Source organism: Paraburkholderia sp. GAS82, from assembly GCF_050436285.1.
In the GTDB taxonomy this organism is placed as follows: Bacteria; Pseudomonadota; Gammaproteobacteria; order Burkholderiales; family Burkholderiaceae; genus Paraburkholderia; species Paraburkholderia phenazinium_B.
Genome location: NZ_JBNDLX010000009.1, coordinates 148,202 through 173,847 on the forward strand (window position 1 = coordinate 148,202; position 25,646 = coordinate 173,847).

At 63.1% G+C, this 25,646-nt stretch carries 21 protein-coding genes; 12 read left to right on the plus strand and 9 right to left on the minus strand.

Annotated elements, in window-relative coordinates:
* The first annotated feature begins 151 nt into the window (after nt 1–151).
* Both P3T17_RS26745 and P3T17_RS26750 read left to right on the plus strand, forming a co-directional pair.
* A complete protein-coding gene (locus P3T17_RS26745) occupies nt 152–1,561 on the plus strand; it encodes a sensor histidine kinase (RefSeq protein WP_429409474.1) in 1,410 nt (469 codons plus the stop codon).
* Complete coding sequence (locus tag P3T17_RS26750; protein ID WP_429288759.1) at nt 1,558–2,229, plus strand: response regulator transcription factor; 672 nt, start codon at nt 1,558–1,560, stop codon at nt 2,227–2,229. The genes P3T17_RS26745 and P3T17_RS26750 overlap by 4 nt, the downstream gene beginning before the upstream one ends.
* Before the next feature lie 26 nt (nt 2,230–2,255).
* Here the strand turns inward: P3T17_RS26750 and P3T17_RS26755 are convergent, their stop codons facing one another.
* The gene (locus P3T17_RS26755) at nt 2,256–3,749 is read right to left on the minus strand and encodes a diguanylate cyclase domain-containing protein (RefSeq protein WP_429409475.1); all 1,494 of its coding nucleotides are present in this window, start codon (nt 3,747–3,749) and stop codon (nt 2,256–2,258) included.
* A 142-nt stretch (nt 3,750–3,891) separates the two neighbouring features.
* On the opposite strand from P3T17_RS26755, the gene P3T17_RS26760 reads away from it, so the two are divergent.
* On the plus strand, nt 3,892–4,827 hold the full coding sequence (locus P3T17_RS26760) for a 2-hydroxyacid dehydrogenase (RefSeq protein WP_429409476.1): 936 nt from the start codon (nt 3,892–3,894) through the stop codon (nt 4,825–4,827).
* 46 nt (nt 4,828–4,873) lie between these two features.
* Here the strand turns inward: P3T17_RS26760 and P3T17_RS26765 are convergent, their stop codons facing one another.
* From P3T17_RS26765 to P3T17_RS26775, 3 genes are read right to left on the minus strand one after another with little or no spacing between them, the layout of a single operon-like run.
* The gene (locus P3T17_RS26765) at nt 4,874–7,711 is read right to left on the minus strand and encodes an Hsp70 family protein (RefSeq protein WP_429409477.1); all 2,838 of its coding nucleotides are present in this window, start codon (nt 7,709–7,711) and stop codon (nt 4,874–4,876) included.
* A gap of 5 nt (nt 7,712–7,716) precedes the next feature.
* Nucleotides 7,717–9,564 carry an Hsp70 family protein gene (locus P3T17_RS26770; RefSeq protein WP_074268336.1) on the minus strand — a complete coding sequence of 616 codons (1,848 nt, stop codon included), beginning with the start codon at nt 9,562–9,564 and terminating at the stop codon, nt 7,717–7,719.
* Nucleotides 9,561–10,145, minus strand: coding sequence for a DUF2760 domain-containing protein (locus P3T17_RS26775; RefSeq protein WP_429409478.1), 585 nt, complete (start codon nt 10,143–10,145; stop codon nt 9,561–9,563). Before P3T17_RS26775 ends, P3T17_RS26770 begins: the two co-directional genes overlap by 4 nt.
* Nucleotides 10,146–10,459: 314 nt before the next feature.
* Between P3T17_RS26775 and P3T17_RS26780 the strand changes: the two genes are divergently transcribed.
* Complete coding sequence (locus P3T17_RS26780; RefSeq protein WP_429409479.1) at nt 10,460–10,732, plus strand: hypothetical protein; 273 nt, start codon at nt 10,460–10,462, stop codon at nt 10,730–10,732.
* A gap of 36 nt (nt 10,733–10,768) precedes the next feature.
* On the opposite strand, the gene P3T17_RS26785 is transcribed toward P3T17_RS26780, so the two are convergent.
* Nucleotides 10,769–10,954: a hypothetical protein gene (locus P3T17_RS26785; protein ID WP_429409480.1), complete on the minus strand. Its 186-nt coding sequence runs from the start codon at nt 10,952–10,954 to the stop codon at nt 10,769–10,771.
* Between the two features lie 38 nt (nt 10,955–10,992).
* On the opposite strand from P3T17_RS26785, the gene P3T17_RS26790 reads away from it, so the two are divergent.
* Entirely contained in the window at nt 10,993–11,418 is a 426-nt protein-coding gene (locus P3T17_RS26790) for a nuclear transport factor 2 family protein (protein WP_429288765.1), read from the plus strand.
* Nucleotides 11,419–11,502: 84 nt separating this feature from the next.
* On the opposite strand, the gene P3T17_RS26795 is transcribed toward P3T17_RS26790, so the two are convergent.
* A complete protein-coding gene (locus P3T17_RS26795; protein ID WP_074268339.1) occupies nt 11,503–11,802 on the minus strand; it encodes a DUF3331 domain-containing protein in 300 nt (99 codons plus the stop codon).
* A gap of 343 nt (nt 11,803–12,145) precedes the next feature.
* On the opposite strand from P3T17_RS26795, the gene P3T17_RS26800 reads away from it, so the two are divergent.
* Entirely contained in the window at nt 12,146–13,234 is a 1,089-nt protein-coding gene (locus P3T17_RS26800; RefSeq protein ID WP_074268340.1) for an AI-2E family transporter, read from the plus strand.
* Between the two features lie 76 nt (nt 13,235–13,310).
* On the opposite strand, the gene P3T17_RS26805 is transcribed toward P3T17_RS26800, so the two are convergent.
* A complete protein-coding gene (locus tag P3T17_RS26805) occupies nt 13,311–14,420 on the minus strand; it encodes an OpgC domain-containing protein (RefSeq protein WP_429409481.1) in 1,110 nt (369 codons plus the stop codon).
* A 444-nt stretch (nt 14,421–14,864) separates the two neighbouring features.
* Between P3T17_RS26805 and P3T17_RS26810 the strand changes: the two genes are divergently transcribed.
* Nucleotides 14,865–16,019 (plus strand): porin, encoded by a 1,155-nt coding sequence (locus tag P3T17_RS26810; protein WP_429409483.1) that lies wholly within the window; start codon nt 14,865–14,867, stop codon nt 16,017–16,019.
* A gap of 70 nt (nt 16,020–16,089) precedes the next feature.
* On the opposite strand, the gene P3T17_RS26815 is transcribed toward P3T17_RS26810, so the two are convergent.
* On the minus strand, nt 16,090–16,677 hold the full coding sequence (locus P3T17_RS26815; protein WP_429409484.1) for an NUDIX domain-containing protein: 588 nt from the start codon (nt 16,675–16,677) through the stop codon (nt 16,090–16,092).
* Between the two features lie 188 nt (nt 16,678–16,865).
* Between P3T17_RS26815 and P3T17_RS26820 the strand changes: the two genes are divergently transcribed.
* The 5 genes from P3T17_RS26820 (at nt 16,866) to P3T17_RS26840 (ending at nt 24,401) form a co-directional block, all read left to right on the plus strand.
* On the plus strand, nt 16,866–17,621 hold the full coding sequence (locus P3T17_RS26820; RefSeq protein ID WP_429409485.1) for a DeoR/GlpR family DNA-binding transcription regulator: 756 nt from the start codon (nt 16,866–16,868) through the stop codon (nt 17,619–17,621).
* A gap of 415 nt (nt 17,622–18,036) precedes the next feature.
* On the plus strand, nt 18,037–20,865 hold the full coding sequence (locus P3T17_RS26825; RefSeq protein ID WP_429409486.1) for a xanthine dehydrogenase family protein molybdopterin-binding subunit: 2,829 nt from the start codon (nt 18,037–18,039) through the stop codon (nt 20,863–20,865).
* On the plus strand, nt 20,862–21,515 hold the full coding sequence (locus P3T17_RS26830) for a (2Fe-2S)-binding protein (RefSeq protein WP_083611699.1): 654 nt from the start codon (nt 20,862–20,864) through the stop codon (nt 21,513–21,515). The genes P3T17_RS26825 and P3T17_RS26830 overlap by 4 nt, the downstream gene beginning before the upstream one ends.
* On the plus strand, nt 21,512–22,861 hold the full coding sequence (locus tag P3T17_RS26835; protein ID WP_429409487.1) for a c-type cytochrome: 1,350 nt from the start codon (nt 21,512–21,514) through the stop codon (nt 22,859–22,861). The genes P3T17_RS26830 and P3T17_RS26835 overlap by 4 nt, the downstream gene beginning before the upstream one ends.
* Before the next feature lie 499 nt (nt 22,862–23,360).
* Nucleotides 23,361–24,401, plus strand: a complete 1,041-nt coding sequence (locus P3T17_RS26840; protein ID WP_429409488.1) for a peptidoglycan DD-metalloendopeptidase family protein — start codon at nt 23,361–23,363, stop codon at nt 24,399–24,401.
* A gap of 50 nt (nt 24,402–24,451) precedes the next feature.
* On the opposite strand, the gene prpF is transcribed toward P3T17_RS26840, so the two are convergent.
* The gene (gene prpF, locus P3T17_RS26845) at nt 24,452–25,642 is read right to left on the minus strand and encodes a 2-methylaconitate cis-trans isomerase PrpF (protein WP_429409489.1); all 1,191 of its coding nucleotides are present in this window, start codon (nt 25,640–25,642) and stop codon (nt 24,452–24,454) included.
* Nucleotides 25,643–25,646: the final 4 nt, after the last annotated feature.

A 25,646-nucleotide genomic window follows, 5' to 3' on the forward strand; every position in this document is an offset into this window, starting at 1 on the left:
TGATTCGGATGACCTATCTTCGTGGATGAAAATGAGGCGAGAATGAGCGTGATACCCGAGCTTGTGCCGTCCGGCGCGAGATCTCCCCGGTACGCACTTAAATGCGCCGGTGACGGTAATGAACGGGCTGGCTTGCCGCTGGCGAAGTCAAATGAAATCTTCTCTGAGAAATAACCTTGCGATCGCGCTCGGCCTGCTGGTCAGCGCCGCGGCGATCGCGCAAGGCATCAGTTCCTATCAGTTGTGCCGCTCGGGGATGAGTGCGCTCCTCGATCTGCGGCTCGAGCAGGTCGCCGTGCGCATGCGCAATGGACTGGCGGACTCGATTCCGGCGACACCCGCGCGTGGTTCGCAGCCCAGCCGCGATATCGTGATCACGATCCGCAAGCCGGGTGCCGAGGTACCGCTGCGTTCGACCGATCCATCGTTGCAGCTGCCGCAGGACGCCGCCGCAGGTTTGAGTTCGGATGACGTCAACGGCGAGCGCTGGCGAATCTACACGTTGCGCGACGCCGGAAGCCTGATCCAGGTTGCGCAACGCTCATCCGTACGCGAAGAGCTGGAACGCGAAGCGGCGCTGACGACCTTGTGGCCGACGCTCGTGCTGCTGCCGCTGGTGCTCGGCGCGGTGCTGCTGATCGTGCGAGTGTCGTTCCGCAAGATGAACCAGCTCGGCAACGAGGTGCAGGAGATCGACGCGTCGCGCCTGAGGCCGTTGCCATCGGCGGGCGTGCCGAGCGAGCTGCAGCCCTTCGTCGACTCGATCAACCGGATGATCGGGCGTCTCGCACAATCGATCGAAGCGGAACGGAAGTTCATTGCGGATGCCGCGCATGAACTGCGTACCCCGCTCACCGCGTTGCAGTTGCAGGCCGATAACCTGCAGCCGCATATCGTCCCCGGCAATCAGGAGCGCTTCAACGAATTGCGAAGCGGGATCGGCAGAAGCAGTGCGTTGATCGCACAACTATTGCGGCTCGCGCGGGCGGATGCACCTTTGTCCGGCAGCACAATCGAGCCGACCGATGTTTCGGAGATCGTGGTCCAGGCGGTCTCCGATGTGTTGCCGATCGCCGCGGCGCGCGGGATAGATATTGGCGCAGAAGAGATGGTGCAGGACAGGGTCGCGGCGTCCGCTGCGGATATCGCCATCGCCGTCAAAAATCTGGTGAGCAATGCGATCCGTTACACGCCGGATGGCGGCACGATAGATCTGCGGATGCGCACGGAAGGCACTATGCTGTGGGTCGAAGTAACGGATACAGGACCGGGCATCGCGCCGGAGTTGTTGCCGCGTGTGTTCGACCGCTTCTTTCGGGCCAATCTGGATATCGAAGGCACCGGTCTCGGGCTGTCGATCGTCAGGTCGATCACCCAAAAATACGGCGGCGATGCACAGATTCGCAACCGCAGCGATGGCCGCTCGGGAATCGTTGCTGCGGTCAGTTTTCCGCTGGCAGAGATGTGCACGGGAGCCTCCGGCCACGGTGCTGGAACAACGACGGGCAAGCTGGCTCAAGCAACGGGGGCGACCCGCTACCTGCATGGGAGAGACGTATGAGAGTCCTTCTGGTTGAAGACGATCTGCAGATCGGGCAAAGCCTGATGCGCGCACTCAAGGACGCGGACTATAGCGTCGACTGGGTGCGCGACGGCATCGCCGGGCGCGCGGCAATGGACGCGGCCGAATATACCGTCGTACTGCTCGATCTGGGTTTGCCCGGGCTGTCGGGAATCGAACTGCTGCGCTCGGCGCGAGCCAGCGGCAATCCCGTGCCGGTCCTGATTCTGACCGCACGCGACGACCTCGACTCGCGAATCGAAGGTCTGGATATTGGTGCGGACGACTATCTGCTCAAGCCCTTCGAAGTGGGCGAACTACTGGCGAGAATTCGCGCCGTGCTCCGCCGCAAGGCGGGGTATGCCGTATCGCGGCTCGGTGACGACACCATCAGCCTTAATCTCGACCAGCGCACGCTTACGTTCGGCGACAAGGTCGGCGCACTCTCCGCACGCGAATTCGCGCTGATGCATGCCTTGCTGGAACACCCCGGCACGATCTTCTCGCGCGCCCAGATCGAAGACAAGCTGTACGGATGGGGCAAGGAGGTCGAGAGCAATGCCGTCGACGTGCTGATCCACTCGGTGCGAAAAAAGTTCGGGCAAGACGTGATCCGCAACGTGCGCGGCCTCGGCTGGACCGTCATGCTGGGCAAGGCGGGCGCCTAGCCGGCTTCTAAGTCTTTGTCTTTGCCTCAGTCCTCGCTCGAACCAGCCTGGATCTGGCTGGCGTAAAACGCGCGTTTTTCGTCGTACATGAGCAGGTCCGCCCGCTGCACGACGGCCTCCAGCCGTTCACCGTGATGACAGGTTGCCGCTGCCATCGAGAAGCTCAACACCGAACCTGGGTAGAACTGATTGTTCATTTCCACCAGTTGGCGGATCGTGTCGATCATCGCGGCGCCACCACGCTCGTCGGTATTGGGCATCAGAATCGCGAATTCGTCGCCGCCGATCCGCGCTGCGTGAAACGGCGTTTCCAGCGCTTTTGCCAGTACTTCGCCGGCGCGTCGCAGAAGTGCGTCGCCGGCAGCGTGGCCCAGTTGATCGTTGATCCGCTTTAGGCCGTTCAGATCCGCCATGATGACGGTGACAGGGAACGGGCCTTTGCGCTCGAGCCGGTTCAGCTCGTCGACATAGAACGAGCGGTTACGCAGCTTGGTCAGCACGTCGTGCTTGCCGAGAAACTCCAGATACGCTTCGGCTTTCTTGCGCGCGGTGATATCGGTGAGGGCGACCAGCACCAGATCCCAATCGCGCTCATGACCGGGCAGCACCGAGAATTGCAGGAGGACGTGCACCTCGCTGCCATCCAGCGAGTAATTGAGAACCTCGCGTTGCTGGAACAGCTTGCCGTCCCACAGGTCGATCAACTGCTCGCGGAAATGCGGGCGCATGTCGTCACGAAACACATCCGGCAGCCTCGATAGCAGGGTCTGCTTGTCCGGTGCCGCGAACATGGCGAGCGTGTGCCGGTTCACGTCGAGCACGTGGATTTCCTGCATGCAGCGTTCGACGAACTCGGGATGGACGTCTGTGAACACCCGAAAATCCGCGATACCTGCTGCACGTGCTTCGTTCAGCAAACGTTTAACCGCGCTGAAATCCTCGACCCAGAGCGACACCGGCGATTCTTCGAACAGTCCGCGCGCATATTCTTCGGCGTGCGAAAGACGATGACGGGCGCCTTCCAGTTCGGTGACGTCCTCGAGCGATACCAGCACGCGGTCCCAGCGTTCTTCGTGGCCGGGCAGGACGGCGCCTTTGAGCAGCACGTCGAGCCGCCGGCCACCGAGCGTGTAATTGACGGTCTGGCTCGTGAAGCCTGGTGCGCCCGTCCACAACTGGCAGAGCTCTTCGAGGTGGGTCTTCAGCATGTCGTCGCGAAACACGGTGCCGAGATTGCTGGTAAGCGTGGCGAGGCTGTCCGCTTCGAACATGGTCAGCGTCTTGCGGTTGACCTTGATGACACGGATGCTGTGCGCGCATTGCGCCACCCGCTCGGGATGATCGCGGAAATGGGCACGCAGATCGGTCACGCCTTCGGAGCGCCAGGCGTCGAACAGTGCCCGCACCTCGCTGAAGTCTTCCAGCCAGAGCGAAATAGGCGCCAGCTCGAACATTTCCGAGTCGTCGCTCGGCTGCGCGTCGCCGCGCGGCGTGTCTTCAGCACCAAGGGTATCCAGCATGAGCAATCCGTATTCGAGAGTGCCGCTATTTTAAGGGGAACTCGGGCAGAGAAGCATGTAGCAAGCGCCCGCCAGCACGCCTTCAGGAGCCTTGTTACACTTTCCCGCGTCGCAGTTCCCCCTCAAACAACCGTTTCAGGCCATGACAAAACCTTACCTGCTGGTTTTGATTCTTCTGAAGGACGCCAGTCTTGCTGGCGTCAAGTCTGCTTATGAGGTCATCTATGCCCCCGATGAGGGCACGCGTACGGAAGCGATTGCCGCGCACGGCGAGAAGGTGCGCGCAGTCCTGACCAACGGCACCACGGGCCTGACAGCTGAAGAAATCGACCGGATGCCCAGGCTGGAATTCATCAGCGCGCTCGGCGCCGGCTACGAGAACATTGCTATCGACCATGCACGCAGCCGCAATATTGTCGTGGCCAATGGCGCGGGGACCAACGCCGCGTGCGTCGCCGATCACGCTTTCGCGCTGCTGCTCGCAGTAGTGCGCGATGTGCCGCAGCTCGATCAGGCGACCCGCCAGGGCGTCTGGCGCGACACGCTGCCAATGCATCCAGGTGTGTCGGGCAAGCGGCTGGGCGTGCTCGGGCTGGGCCATATCGGCAGCAAGGTGGCGAAGCGCGGGGCAGGGTTCGATATGGAACTGGGGTATCACAACCGTAAGCCGCGTGAAAGCGAGCCGATCCGCTACTTCGATAGTGTCACGGCGCTCGCACAGTGGTGCGACTTCCTCGTCGTCACGACGGTAGGTGGGCCGGGCACGCGGCATCTGATCGACAAGGCCGTGCTCGAGGCGTTGGGGCCGGACGGTTTCCTCGTGAACGTCTCGCGCGGCAGTGTCGTCGATACGGCGGCGTTGGCCGAGGCGTTGAGCGCCCGAACAATCGCAGGAGCCGGCCTCGATGTCTATGAAGGCGAGCCCGATCCGCCAAAAGCATTGATCGGACTACGCAACGTCGTGCTGACGCCGCATGTGGGCGGCAGGTCGCCGGAGGCGATCGCGGCGTCGCTGCAGAACTTTCTGGACAACGCGGCGAGGCATTTCGCGGGCGAGAAGGTGTTGACGCCGATCTGAGCTATGGAGTGATGAGTGAGCGGCGGCCCTCGATACGCGCCGCCGTTCAGCCAATCAGCTTGAGCCCCGGCGGCAGCGACTCGCCGAAGACGCGTCCCTCATCGGCTTCGTCGAGTTCGACCGTCTCGCGGACCATCGTGATCCAGATGGCCGGCGCGTGCGCGGTTTCGAGTCGTTTGATGACGCTCGCGCGGATTTCTGCAGACAGATCGCGCGACCGGTCACCCGTCATGCGAGCGATCTGTACGGCAGCGAATGCGGCCGGTTCGACCTTCCGCCAGTCGAGCGCGAGAATCGTCTCGAGCCATTGCTCTGCAATGTCGGGCGGAACGACGCTATGCGCGCTGCCATAGAAAGGCCGACGCGCACCGATACGGCCGACGGCCCACCATCCCTGATGATTCTCGGACGGCTTCGCGAGTCGCTCGATCAGTCGCGCACCGAGTTCGATCTTGCGTTCCGCAGGCACGCGTTCGAGCGACGCTTCGAGGCGCACCATATCGGCGTAACCGGACTTCGCCGGATCGAACGGTAGTTTGGAGCGCGCCGTGCCGGCGGCCTGCATGAAGGCCACCGCGTCGAGCACATCGAGCTGTTCGCTCTCGCCCAGGCCGCCCGCTGCGCGGCGCCACAGCGTCCACCACTCCGACCAGACCTGGCTGTCGTTGATGTACTGAATGCCGTCGTCGAAGAGCGACCACAGTTGTTCGACACGCCACTCGTCGAGCGGATAGCCGAAGCCGGGACGCACGCAATACCCGGCCAGATTGAGCCAGAGACGCTCGTGATCCGCCGAGCGGCGCCGGCGTTTTGCGCGTTCCCACAGCGCGTTGAACAGTTCACGCAGCAGCGCACTGTTCCAGCTTGCACGTGGACCGAGGACCTGTTCCAGTTCGGCCCGTGTGCGCTTGACCTCCTTGGAATCGACTTTCTGCGAGCGCGAGCCGAAGGCGCGATCGATCAGTTCGAGCGCTTTGGGCAGGGCAGGGTGCGGCGCTTCGCCGGATACGGTGACTTTGGCTTCGCCGCGGCGCAGCTGGAACTCGAGCAGCCAGCGCTGTGTGGCGTCGCTGGCATCGATACAGTGCATTTCCAGCGTGCCTACTTCGGTGAGCGAAGCGGCGAGCTGGACCGGTGTTTCTGCCGCGTCGCCCGAGCCGCGTGGGGCGACGACCGTGGCGATAGGCGGCAGGCGCACGAATTCGCCGAGGGGCAGTTCCGCCAGGTCACCCGGTTGCCACGCGGTGTCCGATACAGAGGACACCAGATGAAATTGCACAGGATGTCCGAGCCGTAGTGCGAAGGTGCGGTCGGCGAGGTGAATCTCGCGGCTTTCTTCGGTGCCGCGCGGCAGTACGCACACCCCGCGCAGCATTTGCGCGTCTTCCTCCAGAACCAGGAAGTAGCTGCGTGGCGAGCCGCCGCCGATCCGCGGCGCCTGGCCTGCACGGGCGAGTGCGTAAGCTACCGCGCCGCGTGCCACGGCTACGTCGGGGTTGTCGTTGTGGAGGACCTGCAGAGGTTTGCCGCGCCAGGTGCCCAGCGTGGCGGCGAGGCGTTCGGTAAGCGCCTCGGCGCGGAATACGCCGCCGTTGAGCAGCAACGTGTCGGGCACGGGCAATGCGTTTTCGCTTTCGTCAGCGGTCCCTGACGAACCCAACGCTTCTCGCGACTGTGTCGCGAGCCGGCCCAGAAACGCCGCGACGTGCCGCGTGATTGCCGGGTCGCTCGCGTAAGGCAAGCCGAATTCGACGATGGCGCCGCGCGGGCGCCCCGGCCGCGCATCTGCGGAAACGGCTGGGAAAAAGCCATCTACGACCATCTGCTCGACTTCCGCGCGCGTGATCTCCACCGTACGCGCGCCGCCGATCAGCTTCGAACCCGTACCCAGCAACGTGATCGATGCAGAGTCTGGCGCCGCGGGCCCCAGAAGTTGCTCTTTCGCGGCGCGGCAGCGCTCGACGAGCTGCGAGAGGCTCGCCGCCGATAGCCGCGATTGTGGCGTCGACAGCCGGCTCTCGGCGAGATGCGCCAGTGCGAGGTCCATGTTGTCGCCGCCGAGCATCAGGTGGTTGCCCACGCCGACGCGCGTGAGTTGGGGCTGACCGTCCTGCATCTGCACCTTGATCAGGGTGAAGTCGGTCGTGCCACCACCCACGTCGCAGATCAGTACGAGCCGCGTTTCGGCGAGTTCAGTGCCAAGCGAGCTGCGGTGCCGGAACAGCCAGTCGTAGAAGGCTGCTTGCGGTTCTTCCAGCAGACGCAGCTTCGGCAGATGCGCCATGCGGGCTGCTTCGAGCGTCAGCGCGCGAGCACCGTCGTCGAACGAGGCGGGCACAGTGAGCACCACGTCCTGCTGTTCGAGAGGCGTATGTGGAAAGCGATGATTCCACGCGGAGCGCACGTGGGCCAGATAGCTGGCGCTGGCGGTGACGGGCGACACCTTATCGATGTCGTCGCCGGCGCCCCACGGAAGAATCGCTGCTGTGCGATCCACCGACGCATGCGACAGCCAGCTTTTCGCGCTTGCGACGAGGCGCCCCGGCACCTGAGCGCCGAGGCTGCGCGCGAGGCGGCCGATCACGGCGCGATGCGTTTCCGCGCTGTTCGCGCTGAGAGTGTGCCTGTTCGCGGCATGCGCGATATTCGCAGCCTTTGCAGCATCCGGCGCAGCAGCGGACCACGGCAACTGCAGATCGCCGTCGCTCAGTTCGCCGCGCGCAGCGTGATAACGCACCGACGGCAGCAGCGGTCGTGCCGCTACCTCACCGGGACCGACGAGCTGTTCGATCTCGAAGACGCGAATGTCCCCGGACCCCGCCTCGACATACGCGACGACCGTGTTGCTGGTGCCCAGATCGATCCCGACGAGGTACTGCTGCATCGCGTTCAAACGTTGGCGTTGCCACGTACATCGAACTCGACTTTCCAACGCTCGCCCGTGCCGCGCGGGATGGCTTCCAGTTCGAGCGTGCCGGCTTCAGTGACGCGCGCATGCAGTTTCACCGGCACGATCTCGCCGGGGCTGCGGCCTTCGGGCGGCAACGTGGCCTGAATCTCGTCCAGCTCCTGCAATTCCTCCGGCGACCAGTAGTCGAGCAGCGTACCCACCTGGTCGTGACGCCGCACGGACGAACCGAAGAAGCGGAAGTGCACTGGCTCGCCGACGACGAGCCCAAACTCCTGCGCCGGCAATTCCGCCTCGGTGCCTTCTTCCATGCCGAACGGCGCGACGCACAGCGCCTGCACCGGCGGTTCGAGTCCCGGCACGGCGGGCATGGCGGATTCGACCGCGATATAGAAAGCCCGCGCGATGCCGCCGCGAATCCGCACGCCCTGGCCGCGCTTCACGTAGCCGTAGTAAGCCGCACCGCGCGCAACGGCGAGATCGAGATCCGCACCTTCGAGCAGACGCGCAGGCGCGGCGCCTTCCGCGGCAAGCCAGCCGTTGAGCGTCTGCAGAATGCGCTCGACCAGCAACGGCGACTTGAACACGCCACCGTTGAACAGCACCGCGGTGGGATGCAGGAAACTCGCGCCTTCCGGCTGCGCGCTTTGCAGACCGTCGAGTTCGGCGAGCGCCGCAACCTGACGGCCGAGGAACGCCGCCAGGTGACGCGTGACGGCCGCGTCCTGCGCGTACGGCAAGCCCAGTTGCGTGAGGCCGACGCGGGCCCGGCTCACCGGACGCGCGCTGCTTTCGACCAGCGGGAAAAACCCATCCAGGATCGTCTGCGTCAGTTCAGTGCGGGTCAGTTCGGTGCGGATCGAGCCGCCAATCAGCTTGGCGCCGCGACTCGGTACAACGAGCGGCACAGCGTCGGTGGCGGCGTCGGTGAGGAGCGTCTCCTTGGCCGCGCGGCAGGCGTAGGTCAGCGCGCGCAGTTGCCACGGGTCAGGCTGCGTCCCCTGGGCGGCCAGTTTGCGCGCCACCACGTGGGCGAGGGCGAGGTCCATGTTGTCGCCGCCGAGGAGGATGTGTTCGCCCACGGCGACGCGATGCAGTTCGAGGTTGCCTGCACGCTCGACTACCGCGATCAGCGACAGGTCGGTAGTGCCGCCGCCCACGTCGACGACGAGGATGATATCGCCCACTCGGACCTGCTTGCGCCACTCGCCGCCGCTCTTCTGGATCCAGCTATAGAGCGCGGCCTGCGGTTCTTCCAGCAGCGTCATGCCTGCATAACCCGCGGCCTGCGCAGCCTCGGCGGTCAATTCGCGCGCGGCCGGATCGAACGACGCGGGAATCGTGACGGTAATTTCCTGCTCGCTGAAAGGCGCGTCGGGATGGGCATGGTCCCACGCTTCGCGCAGATGTGCGAGGTAGCGAATCGAGGTTTCGAGCGGCGACACGCGTGTTACTTCGGGGGGCGCATCGTTGGGCAGAATCGCGGCGCGACGGTCGACGCCCGGATGGCACAGCCAGCTTTTCGCGCTCGACACGAGACGGATCGGCGTGCCGGCACCGCGGCTGCGCGCCATTTCGCCGACAGCGAAGTCGCGCTCGCCAGTCCACGGCAAACCGAGGTCGAACGGCGCCAGTTCGCTCGGATGCGGCAGGTAGAGGAACGAAGGCAACAGCGGCAGATTGTCGATCGTGGCCGGCGCGGTGAGCTGCGTGACAGGCAGGATTTCCTGAGTGGTCTTTTCGCCGTCGCTGGTGGCGAAGTCAACGTACGAGAGGGCGCAATGGGTTGTGCCCAGATCGATGCCGATCGAATAGCGCGGATCGCTCATAGCTCCACCTCAGCCGCCGCGATGACAGAGGTGTCGTGGCTCGCGGCGAGCTTCGGCAGCCGCACGTCCTGAACGCGCCAGCCGCGATGGCTCAGGCTGCCGGTAAACGGCGCCTTGCCGACCACGTTGCCGGTCAGACGGACGGCGGTGGCGTCGAACCCTTCGGGCAGCGTCACGCGGCTGCCTTCGGCCTCTTCGCGCACGGGACGGATCGTGAAATGCTCGCGCAGCACCGTGCGGCAGCCTCCATGCACGACGCGGGCGGCGGCGCCGATGTCCGCATCCGAGTAACCCGCCACGTCTTCTTCGACGAAGTCGATAAAGCGCGCATCGCGCTGCAGCAAGCCGAGTAGCTGAAGGGCAGCGTCCGGGCTTGCCTGTTTCAGGGCGGGGACCGCAGGTTGCGGGGCGGGCGCAGGTGCTGGCGTTGCAACCGGTGCTGCCGGTGGTGCTGCTGTGACGGGCGCGCCGCTGCGCAGGCGCTGCACGCGGGCGGCGAACTCGCCGTCGCCGAGAATGCTGAAGAACGTTCCGACGGCCAGCGAAATCCTGCCGAGGAAAGACACGTTCGAGTCGGTCATAAAAGTGGCTCCTGAGGGGCTCTGTCAAAAGGACGAGCAGCCCTTGGGCAACGCCGGATCTGGCCGGGGTCGCCGCGGGTTATCGGGTTGCGGACATCGATGTGCTAAGCAGCATGGGCCGGCTCGCACATCGGTTGAATTGGCGGCCCGGATTGGGCATGGCCCATCGGGGCCTCGACTCGCATTTTACCTTCCGGGTGAGACTAGCCCGGGCAATGGCCTCGAACGTGGGAATGAGACGTTCTGCATGCTGCAACGCAGTGCAAATTTTACCGACCTGGAGTGCGGGCTGCGTCAAGATCGGGAAATTACTCATGAAGTATCTGCTGGGTTCGCCGATATCATGTGAGCGCATTCGTAACTGGCTGGGTCACGCGGCGGTCGGCGCCGCAGTTCACCCCCGGGCCGCGCTGGTCTCGGACGCAACCGGTCGTAGATGTTTGGCCGGTACCTCATTGCGAAGCACGCCCGCGCTGCTCATCGGCGCGCGAGGCGGACTTCATTTCAACGGCTTCGCGATGCGCCTGGCGCGCCTCGCCGACAGCGACCCGATAGCGCGCCAAGCCGCGCTTTCACTTATCTTGTGACGAAGCGAGCATCCCGAACGAGTGCTCCGTTTCAATCTATAGTTCTCTCACCACTAGCGCAAAGCTTGCGTCCGCAACCAGTTCGTATGCTGCTCGCGTATGGCCACCAGGTGTCTCGAGCGTTTTCTTGAACGCCTGAGCGGGGTTCGGTATAGTGGGCGGCACCATCGAGGCGTGGATTAGCGAAGTTTCGATGATGATGAGGGTAAGCGGATCGTGCATGAAAAAATCGACACGTGTGCTTCGAGGAGTATCCATTGATGAAAAGAATAATTTGCCTGGCACTACTGAGCCTTGCGTGCATGAGTGCGATAGCGGAGACAGCGGACGAAGCCGGCGTCAGCGCCGCGGTACAGCGTTTGAACGCAGCGATGCTGGCTGGCAATGCGGATGAGATGAAAGCGGTGACATCGGAGGCCTTGAGCTACGGCCACTCGAATGGCGCCGTACAGGATCAGACGGTCTTCATCCAGACGATAGTGAGCGGTGGGACACGGTATCGAAGAATCGACTTGAGCAACACGAAGACTACGCTAGCAGGAGACGACGCGATTGTCCGCGACCACTTTTCGGGCACGGTGGAGAGCGGAGGCAAGGTGGGCGAGGTCGAGCTCGAACAGTTGATGGTCTGGCAAAAACGCGATGGTGTATGGAAACTGCTGGCGCGTCAGGGATACAAACACTGAGCCGGCGCGTACAAAGCCCGAAGCCGCGAAACACCACCGGGAAATAGCGAGAACAACCCACGTGCAATAGTTGCACGCCCAACCTCAAGCCGCCTTCAACTCCCCAACCAAACTACACAAAGTCTCAACAGAAATCATAGCGGCAGCATTAGAAGGCGCCGGCCGCTCAGCCGGCTTAAACACTGCATCACCCCGCCGAATCTTCCGCCTTGACACAGCGCAAGTGCCGGAAGTATGAGCAGACCGCCGCCGCCACCGCTGCTCGCCGTAATGACAACGACCCGGCTCAACCCAGCGAATTACAAGCGTGGTATCAGAGCGCTCAAGAATCTCGATGCGTACGCCGTTGGCACCGTCAAGTGGCAAGGACTCTATGGTCTTCATCGTCGGCTCCGTATATGTGGTGTGCCGAATGTATTCCTGCGCGGGCCTTAGAGCCATTGTGCGCCGGTTGAAACACTGTTCTTGAATTAGCAATAATGCCACTTGACTTCAGCGGGGATACGAAAAGACGCGGGTTTGCGGGCAGTTAACAGCGTGCTTTTTCTATAGAGCGAATTTTTGCAACGCAGTGTTGATCGCAGCGCGACGGACAGCGGGGGAGTCGATGTGACGGAAGGGCGCGAGCGCTTCCTTTAAGATGTGAACATTGACGAGCAGAGCCGGGGCTAGTTTAACGGGTTTGCGTTTTTCCGGTCGGCTCGCGCGCACATCTCCCAGAGGTTACATGGCCACACGCCCACCCGCAGCATCTCCAACACCCCCGGAACTGGATCCGCCGAGCCGCCGGAAAATGCAGCAGGCGGCAACCGCACTGCTATACGCCGCCCTGGTGCTGCTGGCCTTGTGGGTCATCCGCGATTTCCTCCCGGCAGTCGGCTGGGCCGGCGTGATTGCCATCGCCCTGTGGCCGGTGCTACGCAAAATCGAAAGCCACAGCTGGCTGTCCGGACGCACCACGCTGATCTCCGCCGTCCTGACAGTGGCGATTGCATTGCTGGTCGTGTTGCCGGTGGCAATGGGAATCGGGCAGGCCAGCCATGAAGCGCACGATGTGATCGAGTGGATCAAGAACGTGCAGGAAAACGGCATCGCGATGCCGGACATCGTCCAGCATCTGCCGTTCGGCGCACCGCAGATCACAGAATGGTGGCAGGCGAACCTTACCCAGCCGCTACGCGAGTCGCCCGCCATGAAAGGGCTGCACGGCGAAGCCGTCATGACCTTCGGCCGCCATTTCGGCGCGCGAGCCGCACACGGCCTGATGGTATTCGCTTTCATGCTGGTCACACTGTTTGTGATCTTTCAGGCCGGGCCGCGTCTGTCCGGCGCGCTGCTCAAGGGGGCACACCGCGCCCTCGGCAGCAACGGCGCGCAGCTTCTCGAACGGATGGCCTCCGCTGTGCGCGGCACAGTGGCCGGGCTCGTAGTGGTGGGGATCGGCGAGGGCGCACTGCTCGGCCTTGCCTATGAGATCGCTGGCCTGCCGCACGTTATCCTGCTCGGATTCGTCACGGCCGTGGCGGCCATGCTGCCGTTTTGCGCACCGCTCGTGTTCTGCGGCGCGGCGCTGTGGCTGTTCGCGCAGGGATCGGTGGCGTGGGCGATCGGGCTTGCTGTATTCGGCTTCGTGGTGGTGTTCATCGCAGAACACCTCGTGCGGCCGGTGATCATCGGTAATTCGACCCGCTTGCCGTTCCTGCTGGTGCTGTTCGGGATTCTCGGCGGCGCGGAGACTTTTGGGCTGCTGGGCCTGTTTATCGGTCCCGCGCTGATGACCGTGCTGATGGTGTTGTGGACGGACTGGGTGCGATAGCACGCTGACGAACACAGAGGCCGTCGTCACCCGCCAGGCCGGACATCGGCGGCCGCTATTAACCGCGGCGGCCCGCTTATGTGGCGACTCCACTGCGCCGGATAGTCGAGCGCGTCACCAGCCGTTTCACCGGCTCGCAAACGCGCGCAACCGCGAACAGCGCGCCGACTGCGATTGCGTCGGCCAAAAGCCCAAGTGGTATATCGAGATACCCGTCGGTGGCTGCGTAGAGCAGCGAATCGACGACGAGCGAAATGACTGCGCCCGCCACGAAGCAGATCAACCCTTTGCGTCCGATCATGCCGACCCACGGCAGCCACTGCGCGAGTTTGCGCACCCAGCCGAGCTGGATCAGGTAGGCGACGAGCCATGCGATCGCCAGAAAATTGCCGGCACGCAACCATGAGAGGCTTTGCTTGAAACTGCCGTCGAGCGGCGTTTGCTCGATAAACAGCTTGTAGTACGCCGCGGCCAGCACGACGCCAAATGCCAGCACGTTGACGAACCATCCCGCGCGGTGTGAGCTGATCTTCCGATACACGGGCTGCACCCGTGCCAGCACGCCGAGCACGAAAAGCAGTTGCCAGGCGAGCGGATTGAAATTCCATTGAGCGTCTTCGATTGCCGGCAGATACGCATTCACGGATGGCGCCGCAGCCCAAAGCGCGAGGCTCCCCGCCAGCAGCCACCATGGCCGGCGCTGCGCGAGCGGCAGGACCAGCGGCACGCTCAGCGCGAACAGCGCATACATGGGCAGCACCGACGCCAGATAGGGCTGACGCCGCAACAGCACGATGTCACGCAGGACCATAAACGGCGCATCGATAAAGTCGTCGAGATCGTCGGAGGTCAGATTGGGCGCGTCGATGCTGAAGGCGATCAGAACCGCGCTAACCAGCAGCATAAAGCCGGCGGTGACGAGGAAGGCCCGATAGATCTCCAGCGAACGCCGCAGAAAACGGTGGCGCGCGGCTGCCTCGGTGTGGCGCAGGGCGAGCGTGGCGTAAGCGGTTGCGGTGGCAAAGCCGCCGAGGAATACGAACACCTCGGCTGCATCGCACAGCGCGTAGGCGTGCAACGTGACGCGCGAGAGGATGCTGCCGCCGATGTGATCGACCACGATAAACAGCAGGACCAGTCCGCGAAAGAAATCGAGTTCGAGCAGACGGGAGGATGACTTTTGCATTGCATACCGCGCAGGGGATTTTAAACGGGACCAGCGGCCGAGATTGTTGTTCTGCCAACGGGGGCGGTTTCTTTCGAAATTATTTCATGTTCTTACGAAAAGGTGTGCGAGAGCGGCCTGCAAACCGGGTGTTTTCTGCGCCGTTAGCCATCCGGCCAAGGGTTCCCTAGCCCGGCGTTTGGGGGTGATCCGGCGTCGGACGAACGCTGTTCGCGACCAAGCCCCAATTGTCAAATTACGCAATATGCGAATGCCTGCGCGTGGGCATTTCGCAACGATTTGCGATGGCTCAACGTGTGCCGATGGACGGCCCGCTATCGGTGTGCAAGCATCGTTTTCATCACTCGTGAACTTGAAGCTCAATGTAAGTGCTGCTTAAAAAAAGAAGAGCCTTCTCAAAGTTGGCTAGCTGCTGGCTGATGGAAAGAGATCCGGGAGATCTTCATGAAAAAGAACATGATTGCGCTGGCTGTGACGGCAGCCTTCGCGCTGCCTGCTTTCGCGCAGAGCAGCATTACGCTGTACGGGGTGATCGACGAGGGCATCAACTACACGAGTAACGCGGGCGACAAATCGGCCTATCAGCTTGAGAGCGGCTATGCGCAGGGCAGCCGCTGGGGCTTGAAGGGTTCGGAGGATCTCGGCAGCGGCCTGAAGGCGATCTTCGATCTCGAGAACGGTTTCGATGTGAATAGCGGCGGCCTTCAGGAGGGCGGCCGCATCTTCGGCCGCCAGGCGTTCGTTGGCCTGACGTCGGCCAATTACGGCACCCTCACGTTCGGCCGGCAGTACGACTCGGTGGTCGACTATCTCGCGCCGACCACGGCCAACGGCAACTGGGGCGGCTATCTGCTCTCGCACCCCTATGACAACGACAACACCGACAACTCGTTCCGCGTGAACAACACGGTCAAGTACGCGAGCCCGTCGTTTGCGGGCCTGCAGTTCGGCGGCACCTACAGCTTCAGCAACGAAACCGGCTTTGCCAACAACCGTACGTATAGTCTCGGTGGCCAGTACACGAATGGTGGCCTGCTGGTGGGCGCGGCTTATCTCGAGACGAACAATCCGGGCCTGACGGCCGATGGGTCCATTGCGACCGACGACGCGAATTTCATCTCGGAGCGGCTGCGTATTTTCGGCGGAGGCGTCAACTACACGTTCGGCAGCGCGACTGTGGGCTTTGCCTATACGAACACGAACGTCGGCCAGCCGTCCGCAACCGACACTTCGGTCTACGTGGGCGCCATCACGCCGCCGAACGGCGGCACGATGACGGCGCTCAAGTTCCAGAACTTCGAGGTCAATGGCAAATACCAGTTCACGCCGGCCTTCTTCGTCGGCGTGCAATACGTCTACACGGCGGCCACGATGGACGCGACCTCGGGCAACGAGAACCCGAGATATCACACGTTCGGCCTGATGGCCGACTACAACCTGTCCAAGCGAACGGACTTCTATTTCCAGGCGGCGTACCAGAAGGTGGCGGGCGACAAGACCGATACCGTGCTGGACGACGCATATATTCCGGGATCGGCGGGGGTATCTTCGTCATCGAACCAGGTGACGGTGCGGGCGGCGATACGGCATCAGTTTTAAGGGGGATGGGTGGCGGGTGCCTGGGCCGTTATCTCAAGCCAGGCGGCATTCGATGCAACTTTTCGGGGACTCACTCTCTCCACCCATTCAACGCCGCATACTGCAGCAACATAATCGTCTTCCCATCGACGATCTCGCCGCGCCCGATCATCGCCAGCGCCTCATCGACCGGCAGTTCTAGCACTTCGATATCCTCGCCCTCGCTGACAACACCGCCGCCTTCGCCGATCTTTGCGGCGGCATCGTACTCGCCGACAAAGAAGAACAGCTTCTCCGTAACCGAGCCAGGGCTCATGTACGCCTCGAATATCTTGCGCACCGCATGCACGCGGTAGCCGGTTTCCTCCTCGACCTCGGCGCGGATGCGCTCCTCCGGCGACGCCTCTTCCAGCAGCCCGCCTGGCGCCTCGATCATCATCCCGTCATGACCGTTGACGAAGACCGGCAGGCGGAACTGCCGCGTGAGGACCACCGTCCGGCGCACCGGATCGTGGAGCAGCATGGTGGCGCCGTTGCCGCGGTCGTAGGTCTCGCGGTTCTGACGCTGCCAGCTTCCGTCAGCGCGCTGGTAGTCGAAGGTGGTCTTCTTCAGCACATACCAGTCGTCGGACAGCACTTTGACTTCGACAACCCGTACACGGTCGGCAGTTTTGCTCATGGCGGTTTCCTGAAAGCGCGGTTCGAACCGCGAGATTTCATGGTATCGTGCAATCTCGTGCAAAAACAAGAATTTTCGTGCAATGACGTGCGGGTTCCTTGTCTATGCCCCGCGCTTTGCTTCTTCGTGACGCCCTCGGTTGGCACGAGCCAACGTCGCCTTGTCTCCTATTGATGAACCGCCGCTCCATGCTTACTTCGCAAAGAAAACAGCTGATTCTCGATGCGCTCAAACGCGATGGCCAGGTGATCGCCAAGAGCCTGAGCAACGAATTTGGTGTCTCCGAAGACACCGTCCGGCGCGATTTGCGTGAACTCGCCGCCGACGGCTACCTGCAGCGTGTGCATGGCGGGGCGTTGCCCTCGTCGCCGGCAGCGGCGGACCTGGCCGGCCGACAGGGCATCGAGTCGGCGTCGAAGGCAGCCATTGGCCGCGCCGCGGCGCAGATGATCGAGCCGGGCCAGATCGTGATCGTCGACGGCGGGACGACGGCTGTGCAACTGGTGCGCCATCTGCCGCTCGGTCTGCGCGCGACCATCGTCACGCATAGTCCGGGCGTAGCGGTAGAACTCGCTCATCACCGCGACGTGGAGGTGATCATGATCGGCGGACGCCTGTACCGGCATTCGATGGTCAATGTCGGTGCCGCCGCGATCGAGGCGCTGAGCCATATCCGCGCCGATCTCTATTTCATGGGTGTCACGGGGGTACATCCTGAAGCCGGCCTAAGTACGGGCGATCTCGAAGAGGCCTATGTCAAGCGCGCACTGGCGGCGCGTGCTGCGGAAACCGTCGTGCTCGCTTCAGCGGAGAAACTCAACACGGCGTCCGCTTTCATGATCGCGGAAGCGAGCGCTGCGCATGCGCTGGTGGTCGAGAAGGAAACCTCAGAGACGCTCACGGCTCCATTCGAGGCATTGGGGATCGCGATCGTGCGGGCTTGATGCAGGCCTTGCGCTGCCATGTACTTTGTGACGGCACGCGCATCGACATGCAGATAAGGATAACGAAGTAAAGGCATCTATATCAAATCCGTTATTTAAGAGATAGCGGACAAAATTTGACTCATTCGCTATCCAGCCGCGCCATAATCCCGCGCTTCGCCCGTGACAGGGCAGGGAAAGGGAAGTTGGCATCACCAGCACGTTCAATGACAGTTCACGGTTAATCAGATCGACTGCGGCGGCGCCGATGTTCTGGCCGCCGCACGTCGCCGGTATGCCTGGATGCATGCGTCCGGGATTCGCTTGATTCTCCAATACGGTGTGTCGTCACAGGCTTGCGCAGCCTGTGGCTCCGCCGTGCGTGCCTCTGTCTTTTGCGTGGCGTTGCCGTCGTCGATCACTTAAGGAGAAGTCCATGGGGAAACTCGACCTTTCGCGTCGCAGTTTTCTGAAGGCCAGCGTTATCGCGGGAGTCTCGGTGTATATCGCGCCGATCGGCAGCCGCGCATTTGCTGCGTTATTCGAAGAAAAGATTCTCACGCCGGTTCAATGGGATGCGGCGAATGGGCAGGCCAAATTCCGCATCGACGGCATCGCCAAGGTGACCGGTGCGAAGGTGTTCGCACGCGACATCCGCGCGGCCGACATGCCGCATTGGCCGGCGCAGCAGGCGCACGCTTTCATCCTGCGCACGACCCAGGCCGACCGCCTCTACGAAGGCTTCGACCTGACGCTGCTCGGCGACGAACTGAAGCCGGACCGCGTCGTCACCGCCGACGATCTGGCGCGCGACGGCCTGATCTTCCCCGCGTTCTATGGCGACGACATGTTGCTGCCGCAAGGCAAGACGCCAGCTTATCTCGGCCAGGCGGTCGCGATCTTGATCTATCACGACTTCGCACGCTTTCGCTTCGCCAAGGACAAACTCAAGTTCCACGACGAGATCATCCGTTATGGCGCGCAGACTGGGCCGCTGGAGCGCGATCCGTGGGGCACGTTCCGCTTCGTGCGGGTAGGCGGCAAGACGCCTTACGACGACGACACGTTCTCTAGCCTGAAGGACGCCCCGGTGTTTCCGAGCATGATGCGTAAGCACCAGCCGGTCTGGCCTGACGGCAAGGAGCACGGCAAGCTCGACGAGCAGGGCATGTTCTACGCGGGACAGATCCAGCAGGAACTCGATCGTCCGTCCGCGGACTGGCTCGTGATGGAGCGCGAGTACAACACGCAATCTATCGACACGGCCGCGCTCGAACCCGACAACGTGAACTGCTGGTACGACAGCGCGAGCCAATCGCTGCATATGGTGGTGCCGACGCAAGCGCCATCCGAGGTCGTGGAGAGTGCGGCCGGCATGGTCGCGAAGTGCGCGTTTCCGGTGAAGAACCTGTTCGTGCACCCTTGCTACACGGTTGGTTACGGCTCGAAGGATCACTTCAACGTGCCGTTCTACGGCCTCGTCACGGCGATGTATGCGGCCGGCCGTCCGGTGCGTCTGGCGAACGATCGCTACGAGCAGTTCCAGACTTCGCTGAAGCGTCACGCTTTCAAGATGCACTACCGTATCGCCGTGGACAGAAAGACCGGGCTCTTCCAGTCGTTCAAGGCCGCGATGGAAGCGAACGGCGGCGGCCGCTGCAATTTCTCGCCGTCTGTGGCGATGGTCGGCGCAACCGCGGCGCAGTCGATCTACTACTTTCCGAAGAACGATCTTTCGGCTGTCGCGGTCGCTTCCCGTGCCATTGACGCCGGTTCCGCACGCGGCTACGGCACGCTGCAGAGCATGGCGGCCACCGAGATGATGGTCGACGAGATCGCGGCACAACTTGGTGTCGATCCGATCGACTTCCGCCTGAAGAACGCGTTGCGTTCGGGCATGAAAAACAGCCAGGGCGCGGTGCCGGCCGGCGCGATCCGCGTCGACGAAGTCCTGCAGAAGGCGCAGGTGCATCCGCTATGGGTGAACCGGGCAGAGCAGAAGCTTTCATTCGAGCTGGCGCATCCGGGCCAGCGCTACGGCGTCGGTTTTGCCTGCGTGCAAAAGGACTTCGGCACGGGGGCGGAGACCTCGCTGGCGAAAGTCGAGTTCACTGCCGACGGCAAGATCAGCCTGCATCACACCGCCGCCGAAATCGGCACCGGCATGTCCACGTCGCAGGCGATTGCTGTCGTCAAATGGCTCGGCAAGCCGGCCACCGAGGTGCGCGTTGCCGTCACCGACTGGCCCGATCTGCCGGTCGTCACGAGCGGCGATCCGTACATCATGTCGCAAGCGGAGCAGGACAAGCTGTCGGCCAATCCGCGCTGGTCGCCGGGTTATGCGTCGCCGTCGAGCGCGACCAACTCTGCGTTCTATTTCACGCACAGCACGCGCGAGGCCGCTCGCGTCGTATTCACTCACGGCCTGTGGCCGGCGGCGATGGCGATCTGGCGTCAAGGCCCCGGCGGCGGTCAGGCCGCGCCGCTAGTGGTGCGCATCGAGGACGCGCGCTGGGTCGACGGCAAGCTATCGGCGGCCGGTCTCGAGGCGCTCACTTTCGAACAGCTCGCGAAGAAGGCACACGAACTCGGGCTCGTGACGGGCGCGGCGGTACACGTATTCAATCGCTGGCAATGGGCCGAAGCGGAGTTCGACATCGACGGCAGCGTCGAGCGCCTCCCCATCGATGGTCTTTCGCTGCGCTACGGCGACAACGCCGGAACCGATAAGAAACGACTGCAAAGCACACCGAATCAATATCGCGTGCTTGATCGAAAGCGCGTGTTCATTCCGCCCGTGCAGCGGAACAACGCCGCGGTCACTTACTACAGCGCGGTCGGCACGCTGGTCGAGCTCGCGGTGCATGAGGCGACTGGCAAGGTCGAACTGTTGAGCCATCACTCGATCATGGAGTGCGGCAACCAGATTGCGCCGCAACTCGTATCGGGTCAATTGCAGGGCGGTCTCGCGATGGGCATCGGTCACGCGCTGCATGAATATCTGCCGCTCTACGAAGACGGTCCCGGCAACGGCACGTGGAACTTCAACCGCTATCGGTTGCCGCGTGCCAGGGACGTCGCTGTCTGGACCCAGACCGGTGAAGTGCTGCCGCCGTTGACCGAAAGCGATCCGCCCAAGGGTATCGCCGAAGTGGTGATGATCCCGGTGGTTGGCGCGATCGTGAACGGCATTGCGCACGCTATCGGACATCGTTTTACTGACCTCCCGGTCACTCCGCAAAAAATTCAGGAGGTGCTCGCATGACGGCCCCTAATCAAAATTCCGGCCATGCAGCTGATGCAACGGCGGGCTCTGCTGCTGCTTCGACCGCCGCAAATGCCGACGTGGTAGAGCGGCCTTTGACTCAATTCCGCGCCCAACCGGTATCGCTGACGGTGAACGGGCAACAGGTCGGCCCGCTGCAAGTGCCGGCCGGTCTGATGATGATCGACCTGCTGCACGAATATCTCCACCTGACCGGTTCGCGGCTCGGCTGTGGGCAAGGCGTCTGTCACGCCTGCGTGGTGATTCTGGACAAACCGGATGGCACGAGCGAAGAAATCCGCACGTGCATCACAGGCGCGAATTTCTTCGACGGCAAGTCGATCCGCACGATCGAAGGCCACGCACAGCGCAACGAACAGGGCGAGGTGGTGGCCTTGTCGCCGATCCAGCAGAAGTTTCTCGAGCACTTCAGTTTTCAGTGCGGCTACTGTACTCCGGGCTTCGTGAACGCGGCGACAGTGCTGATCGAGCGTCTCAAGCGCCAGCCGGTGGCGAGAGATCAGGTGGAGCAAACCATCACCGAGGCGCTGAACGATCACATCTGCCGCTGTACGGGCTACGTGCGGTACTACGAAGCGGTGAAGGATGTCGTGTTGACGATGCCTGGACTCGTAAAGGACGCCGCATGACGATGCTTTCCTTGACCCCGCAGAGTGCGCAGACCTCGCGGACTCCGCTACGTCTGCTGCAGCTGCGCCGCGTCGTGCTGGTGTTGAGCGCAGCGGCGCTGACAGCGTGCGGCCAACACCACGACGACACCCCGGCTACCCGGATGACCGCTTCGGCGACCAGCACGCCAGCAGACCTGGAAAGCGCCGCGACAGAGCAGCTTGCGCGCGGCCGCTATCTGATGAAAGCGGCCGATTGCGCCGCCTGTCACACGAGCGCTGACGGCGCGCCGTTTGCCGGCGGCCCGAAACTCGCCTCGCCGTTCGGCACGTTCTACGGCACGAACATCACACCGGACAGAGAGCACGGCATCGGCAACTGGAGCGCTGGCGATTTCTACCGGGCGTTGCACGACGGCATGTCGCCGGATGGCCCGTTGTACCCGGCGATGCCGTACACGTCGTACCGGCAGATCTCACGTGCCGACAGCGACGCGATGTATGCGTGGCTGATGGCGCAAAAACCCGCAGCGGTACCGAACCGTCAACCGGATCTGTCGTTTCCGTTCAACATGCGTTTTGCTGTGCGCTTCTGGGACATGCTGTTCCTGAAGGATGCGCTGCCGGATGCATCGAAGGCCGTCTCTTCCGGGGCGTTGGTGGACTGGAGTCGTGGACGTTACCTGGTGAGCGCGCTCGGCCACTGCGCCGAATGCCACACGCCGCGCGGCAAGTTCGGTCAGCTCGACAACGCGTTGCCGCTCGCCGGCGGGGCGCTGGGGCGCGTGGCCGCGCCGGACATCACCCCGCAAGGACTCGCTGCGCGTGGCTGGACCGCGACTGATCTGCAGACGTTCTTCGCCACCGGGATCGCCCCACAAGGCTCCGCGTTCAGCGAGATGTATCCGGTCGTGCATCTGAGCAGCCAGTATCTGAGACCCGACGATCTGCGCGCGATGTCGACGTATCTGCTCGGTGACCCGCCAGCGGCGGCGCAACCGCTGCAGTCGCCAGCGTCGCCATCACCGGCATCTGCGGACACAGCGCAACTGGCCGCCGGGCGCAATGTCTACCTCGCCGTATGTGCCGGTTGCCATGGGCGCGATGGCCAGGGCAAACCGCACGTCGCCGTCCCGATGCACGGCAATTCGACGGTACGGCAAAGCGATCCGCACAACCTGATCGTGGCGATGCTCGACGGCATCGATGCGCAGGACTTCCCCGGCCTTGAGCGCATGCAGGAGATGCCAGGGTTCGCAGGGCAGTTAAGCGACGCGGAACTCGCACAACTGACGAGTTATCTTCGCGCGACGTGGGGCGGACAGCCCGGCGACGTTACCGCGGCGGCCGTGAAGGCGCTGCGTTAAACGAAAGCGCTCTCGGGCGCCGATGATTGGAAGGCAAACGGCCAGCACCTCGAAGAGGGCTGGCCGTTTTCTTTATGCGCTGTTTTTCTGCGCAACTCCTTACACGAATTTGCTGTCCGGCGAGCCGCTTCGCCTCCGGCCCCAGCGCCGAAATTCAAGGTTTTCCGACGATTTGCCGTTAAAGAAAACGATATCAGGGGCCAAATCCCGCAATACGGGTCGTAAGGATTTGTATCAGTCTGTGTGGATGGCCCGCTTTTTGTCCGCGGCATTTTACAATTCCGCTTGAATTTTAACCGTCTGTCTGGCCCTTTTTGCGTCAAAACGCCTCGATTTCAAGGCATTTGCCGCAGGAGTGCCAGACAGAAGGGTGGGCCAGGGTGGTAGCCGCAACGAGGCGGTTTCCCGTGTCGAGCGTGCAGCGCTTCTGACGAATGCGCGCATCGGGGTGCGACGCGGGGACACTCGGGCTCGCCTATGTACGAGGCAGGAGTCGAACTTGTTGAAAAATCGTTTCGACAAAACCATGATGGCCGGCGCCGCCGGCATCTGGATCGCATTGGCAATGAGCGGTTGTGTGAATGTGGCACAGCAGGATACGCAGGCGTCCTCGGCGGCTACTGGGGCGCCAGCGGTTTCGGCCGCTGCAGCGACCGCTGCATCGGATGCGGCCGCGGCAGCATCGTTACAGGCGGCGGCAACCGCTGCGGCCAGCACGGCCAAACTGAAGGCAGCGCAGCCACTCGTCTACCGCGTCAAGCGTGGCGACAAGCTGAACCAGATTGCTCAACGCAATCACTGCAAGATAAGTGATCTGCTGGCGTGGAATCGTCTGAAACCGTCCACGCGACTGAAGAAAGGGCAGGTGCTGCACGTAGCGTCGCCCGAGGCGGCAAAGGAAGCACAGGACGCCGCCGTCGCGGCCACTGCGGCGCAGGCTGCGGCTGATCAGGCCGCGGCCAAGGCTGCGGTCTCGGCAAAGCTGGCGGCGGCAGCAGCCTCTGCCAATCCGGCGGCGAATGCGGCGGCAGCGGCAAGCGGAGCGAATGCATCGACTGCATCAGCCGGTTCATCCAGCAACGCCGCCTCCATCGCCCAGAGTGGCGCACCCGCACCGAATCCCGCGCAAGCACGCCAGGTCGACGCAGAGGTCTCGCGTCACGCCAACCGCGTCTCGCTGGTGTGGCCGGCACAAGGCACGGTGGTCGAGGGCTTCCAGGCGGGCGCGACGCGCGGCATCGAGATCGGCGGCAAGCCTGGCGATCCAGTGCGCGCAGCCGCGGACGGCAAGGTCATGTATGCAGGGACGGGGCTCAATGAATACGGCAGCCTGATCATCATCCAGCACAACAAGGACTTTCTGACGGCGTATTCGCACAACCGCAGGCTGCTGGTGAAAACCGGCGACATCGTGCGGCAAGGGCAGGAAATCGCGGAGATGGGGGACGAGAACAACACGCGCGTCTCCGTGCTGTTCGAGGTGCGCCGCGACGGCAAGCCGGTCGATCCGATGCCGTATCTGCCGGCCAGGCAAAGTTGAGTTTGCTGGGCAGGTGAGGCAGCGTAGGCGCCGCCTCACCTTGGGCCGAATCAGAACGAATCGCCCGGAACGCGAACCCAGCCTTCCATCAGCACGCGCGCACTGCGGCTCATGATCGCTTTTTTCACGACCCATTCGCCGTCCACCTGACTGGCCTGCGCACCCACACGCAACGTGCCGGAAGGATGGCCGAAGCGCACCGCTTCGCGTTCACCACCACCCGCGGCGAGATTCACCAGCGTGCCCGGAATGGCGGCTGCCGTACCGATGGCCACCGCGGCGGTGCCCATCATCGCGTGATGCAGCTTGCCCATCGACATCGCGCGCACCAGCACGTCGACATCGCCCGCCGTAATCTGCTTGCCGCTGGACGCCACATACCCCACCGGCCTCGCGACAAACGCGACTTTCGGGGTGTGCTGCCGCGTCGCGATCTCATCGATATGCTTGATCAGGCCCATGCGCACTGCACCGTGCGCGCGAATCGTCTCGAACTTCGCGAGCGCCTTGTCGTCGCTATTGATCGCGTCCTGGAGTTCGGTGCCCTTGTAGCCGATCGCTTCGGCGTCGACGAAAATCGTCGGAATGCCCGCGTTGATCATGGTGGCCTTCAACGTGCCCACACCCGGCACCTCGAGGTCGTCCACCAGGTTGCCAGTAGGGAACATCGAGCCGCCTGCACCTTCTTCTTCGGCGGCCGGATCCATGAACTCGAGCTGCACCTCGGCGGCGGGGAAGGTCACGCCGTCCAGTTCGAAGTCGCCGGTTTCCTGAACTGCACCGTTGGTGACAGGCACGTGTCCGATGATGGTCTTGCCGATATTGGCCTGCCAGATCCGCACGGTGGCCACGCCGTTATGCGGAACGCGGCTCGGGTCGACCAGCCCGGCGCTGATCGAGAACGGTCCCACTGCGGCGGAGAGATTGCCGCAATTGCCGCTCCAGTCCACAAACGCCTTGTCGATCGACACCTGGCCGAACAGATAGTCGACGTCATGATCGGGCCTGCTGCTCTTCGCGATGATCACCGTCTTGCTGGTGCTCGACGTCGCGCCGCCCATGCCGTCAGTCTGCTTGCCGTACGGGTCCGGACTGCCAATCACGCGCAGCAGCAAGGCATCGCGCGCCGCGCCCGGCACCTGGGCGGCTTCGGGCAAATCCTGCAAGCGGAAGAACACGCCTTTACTGGTGCCGCCACGCATATAGGTGGCGGGAATCTTGATCTGGGGTACGTGGGCCACGTTT

What these genes read in the sequence shown, in the direction of transcription:
- P3T17_RS26745 (WP_429409474.1), top strand. Translation starts at nt 152, where the DNA reads ATGAAATCTTCTCTGAGAAATAACCTTGCGATCGCGCTCGGCCTGCTG.
- P3T17_RS26750 (WP_429288759.1), top strand. Translation starts at nt 1,558, where the DNA reads ATGAGAGTCCTTCTGGTTGAAGACGATCTGCAGATCGGGCAAAGCCTG.
- P3T17_RS26755 (WP_429409475.1), bottom strand. Translation starts at nt 3,749, where the DNA reads ATGCTGGATACCCTTGGTGCTGAAGACACGCCGCGCGGCGACGCGCAG.
- P3T17_RS26760 (WP_429409476.1), top strand. Translation starts at nt 3,892, where the DNA reads ATGACAAAACCTTACCTGCTGGTTTTGATTCTTCTGAAGGACGCCAGT.
- P3T17_RS26765 (WP_429409477.1), bottom strand. Translation starts at nt 7,711, where the DNA reads ATGCAGCAGTACCTCGTCGGGATCGATCTGGGCACCAGCAACACGGTC.
- P3T17_RS26770 (WP_074268336.1), bottom strand. Translation starts at nt 9,564, where the DNA reads ATGAGCGATCCGCGCTATTCGATCGGCATCGATCTGGGCACAACCCAT.
- P3T17_RS26775 (WP_429409478.1), bottom strand. Translation starts at nt 10,145, where the DNA reads ATGACCGACTCGAACGTGTCTTTCCTCGGCAGGATTTCGCTGGCCGTC.
- P3T17_RS26780 (WP_429409479.1), top strand. Translation starts at nt 10,460, where the DNA reads ATGAAGTATCTGCTGGGTTCGCCGATATCATGTGAGCGCATTCGTAAC.
- P3T17_RS26785 (WP_429409480.1), bottom strand. Translation starts at nt 10,954, where the DNA reads ATGCACGATCCGCTTACCCTCATCATCATCGAAACTTCGCTAATCCAC.
- P3T17_RS26790 (WP_429288765.1), top strand. Translation starts at nt 10,993, where the DNA reads ATGAAAAGAATAATTTGCCTGGCACTACTGAGCCTTGCGTGCATGAGT.
- P3T17_RS26795 (WP_074268339.1), bottom strand. Translation starts at nt 11,802, where the DNA reads ATGAAGACCATAGAGTCCTTGCCACTTGACGGTGCCAACGGCGTACGC.
- P3T17_RS26800 (WP_074268340.1), top strand. Translation starts at nt 12,146, where the DNA reads ATGGCCACACGCCCACCCGCAGCATCTCCAACACCCCCGGAACTGGAT.
- P3T17_RS26805 (WP_429409481.1), bottom strand. Translation starts at nt 14,420, where the DNA reads ATGCAAAAGTCATCCTCCCGTCTGCTCGAACTCGATTTCTTTCGCGGA.
- P3T17_RS26810 (WP_429409483.1), top strand. Translation starts at nt 14,865, where the DNA reads ATGAAAAAGAACATGATTGCGCTGGCTGTGACGGCAGCCTTCGCGCTG.
- P3T17_RS26815 (WP_429409484.1), bottom strand. Translation starts at nt 16,677, where the DNA reads ATGAGCAAAACTGCCGACCGTGTACGGGTTGTCGAAGTCAAAGTGCTG.
- P3T17_RS26820 (WP_429409485.1), top strand. Translation starts at nt 16,866, where the DNA reads ATGCTTACTTCGCAAAGAAAACAGCTGATTCTCGATGCGCTCAAACGC.
- P3T17_RS26825 (WP_429409486.1), top strand. Translation starts at nt 18,037, where the DNA reads ATGGGGAAACTCGACCTTTCGCGTCGCAGTTTTCTGAAGGCCAGCGTT.
- P3T17_RS26830 (WP_083611699.1), top strand. Translation starts at nt 20,862, where the DNA reads ATGACGGCCCCTAATCAAAATTCCGGCCATGCAGCTGATGCAACGGCG.
- P3T17_RS26835 (WP_429409487.1), top strand. Translation starts at nt 21,512, where the DNA reads ATGACGATGCTTTCCTTGACCCCGCAGAGTGCGCAGACCTCGCGGACT.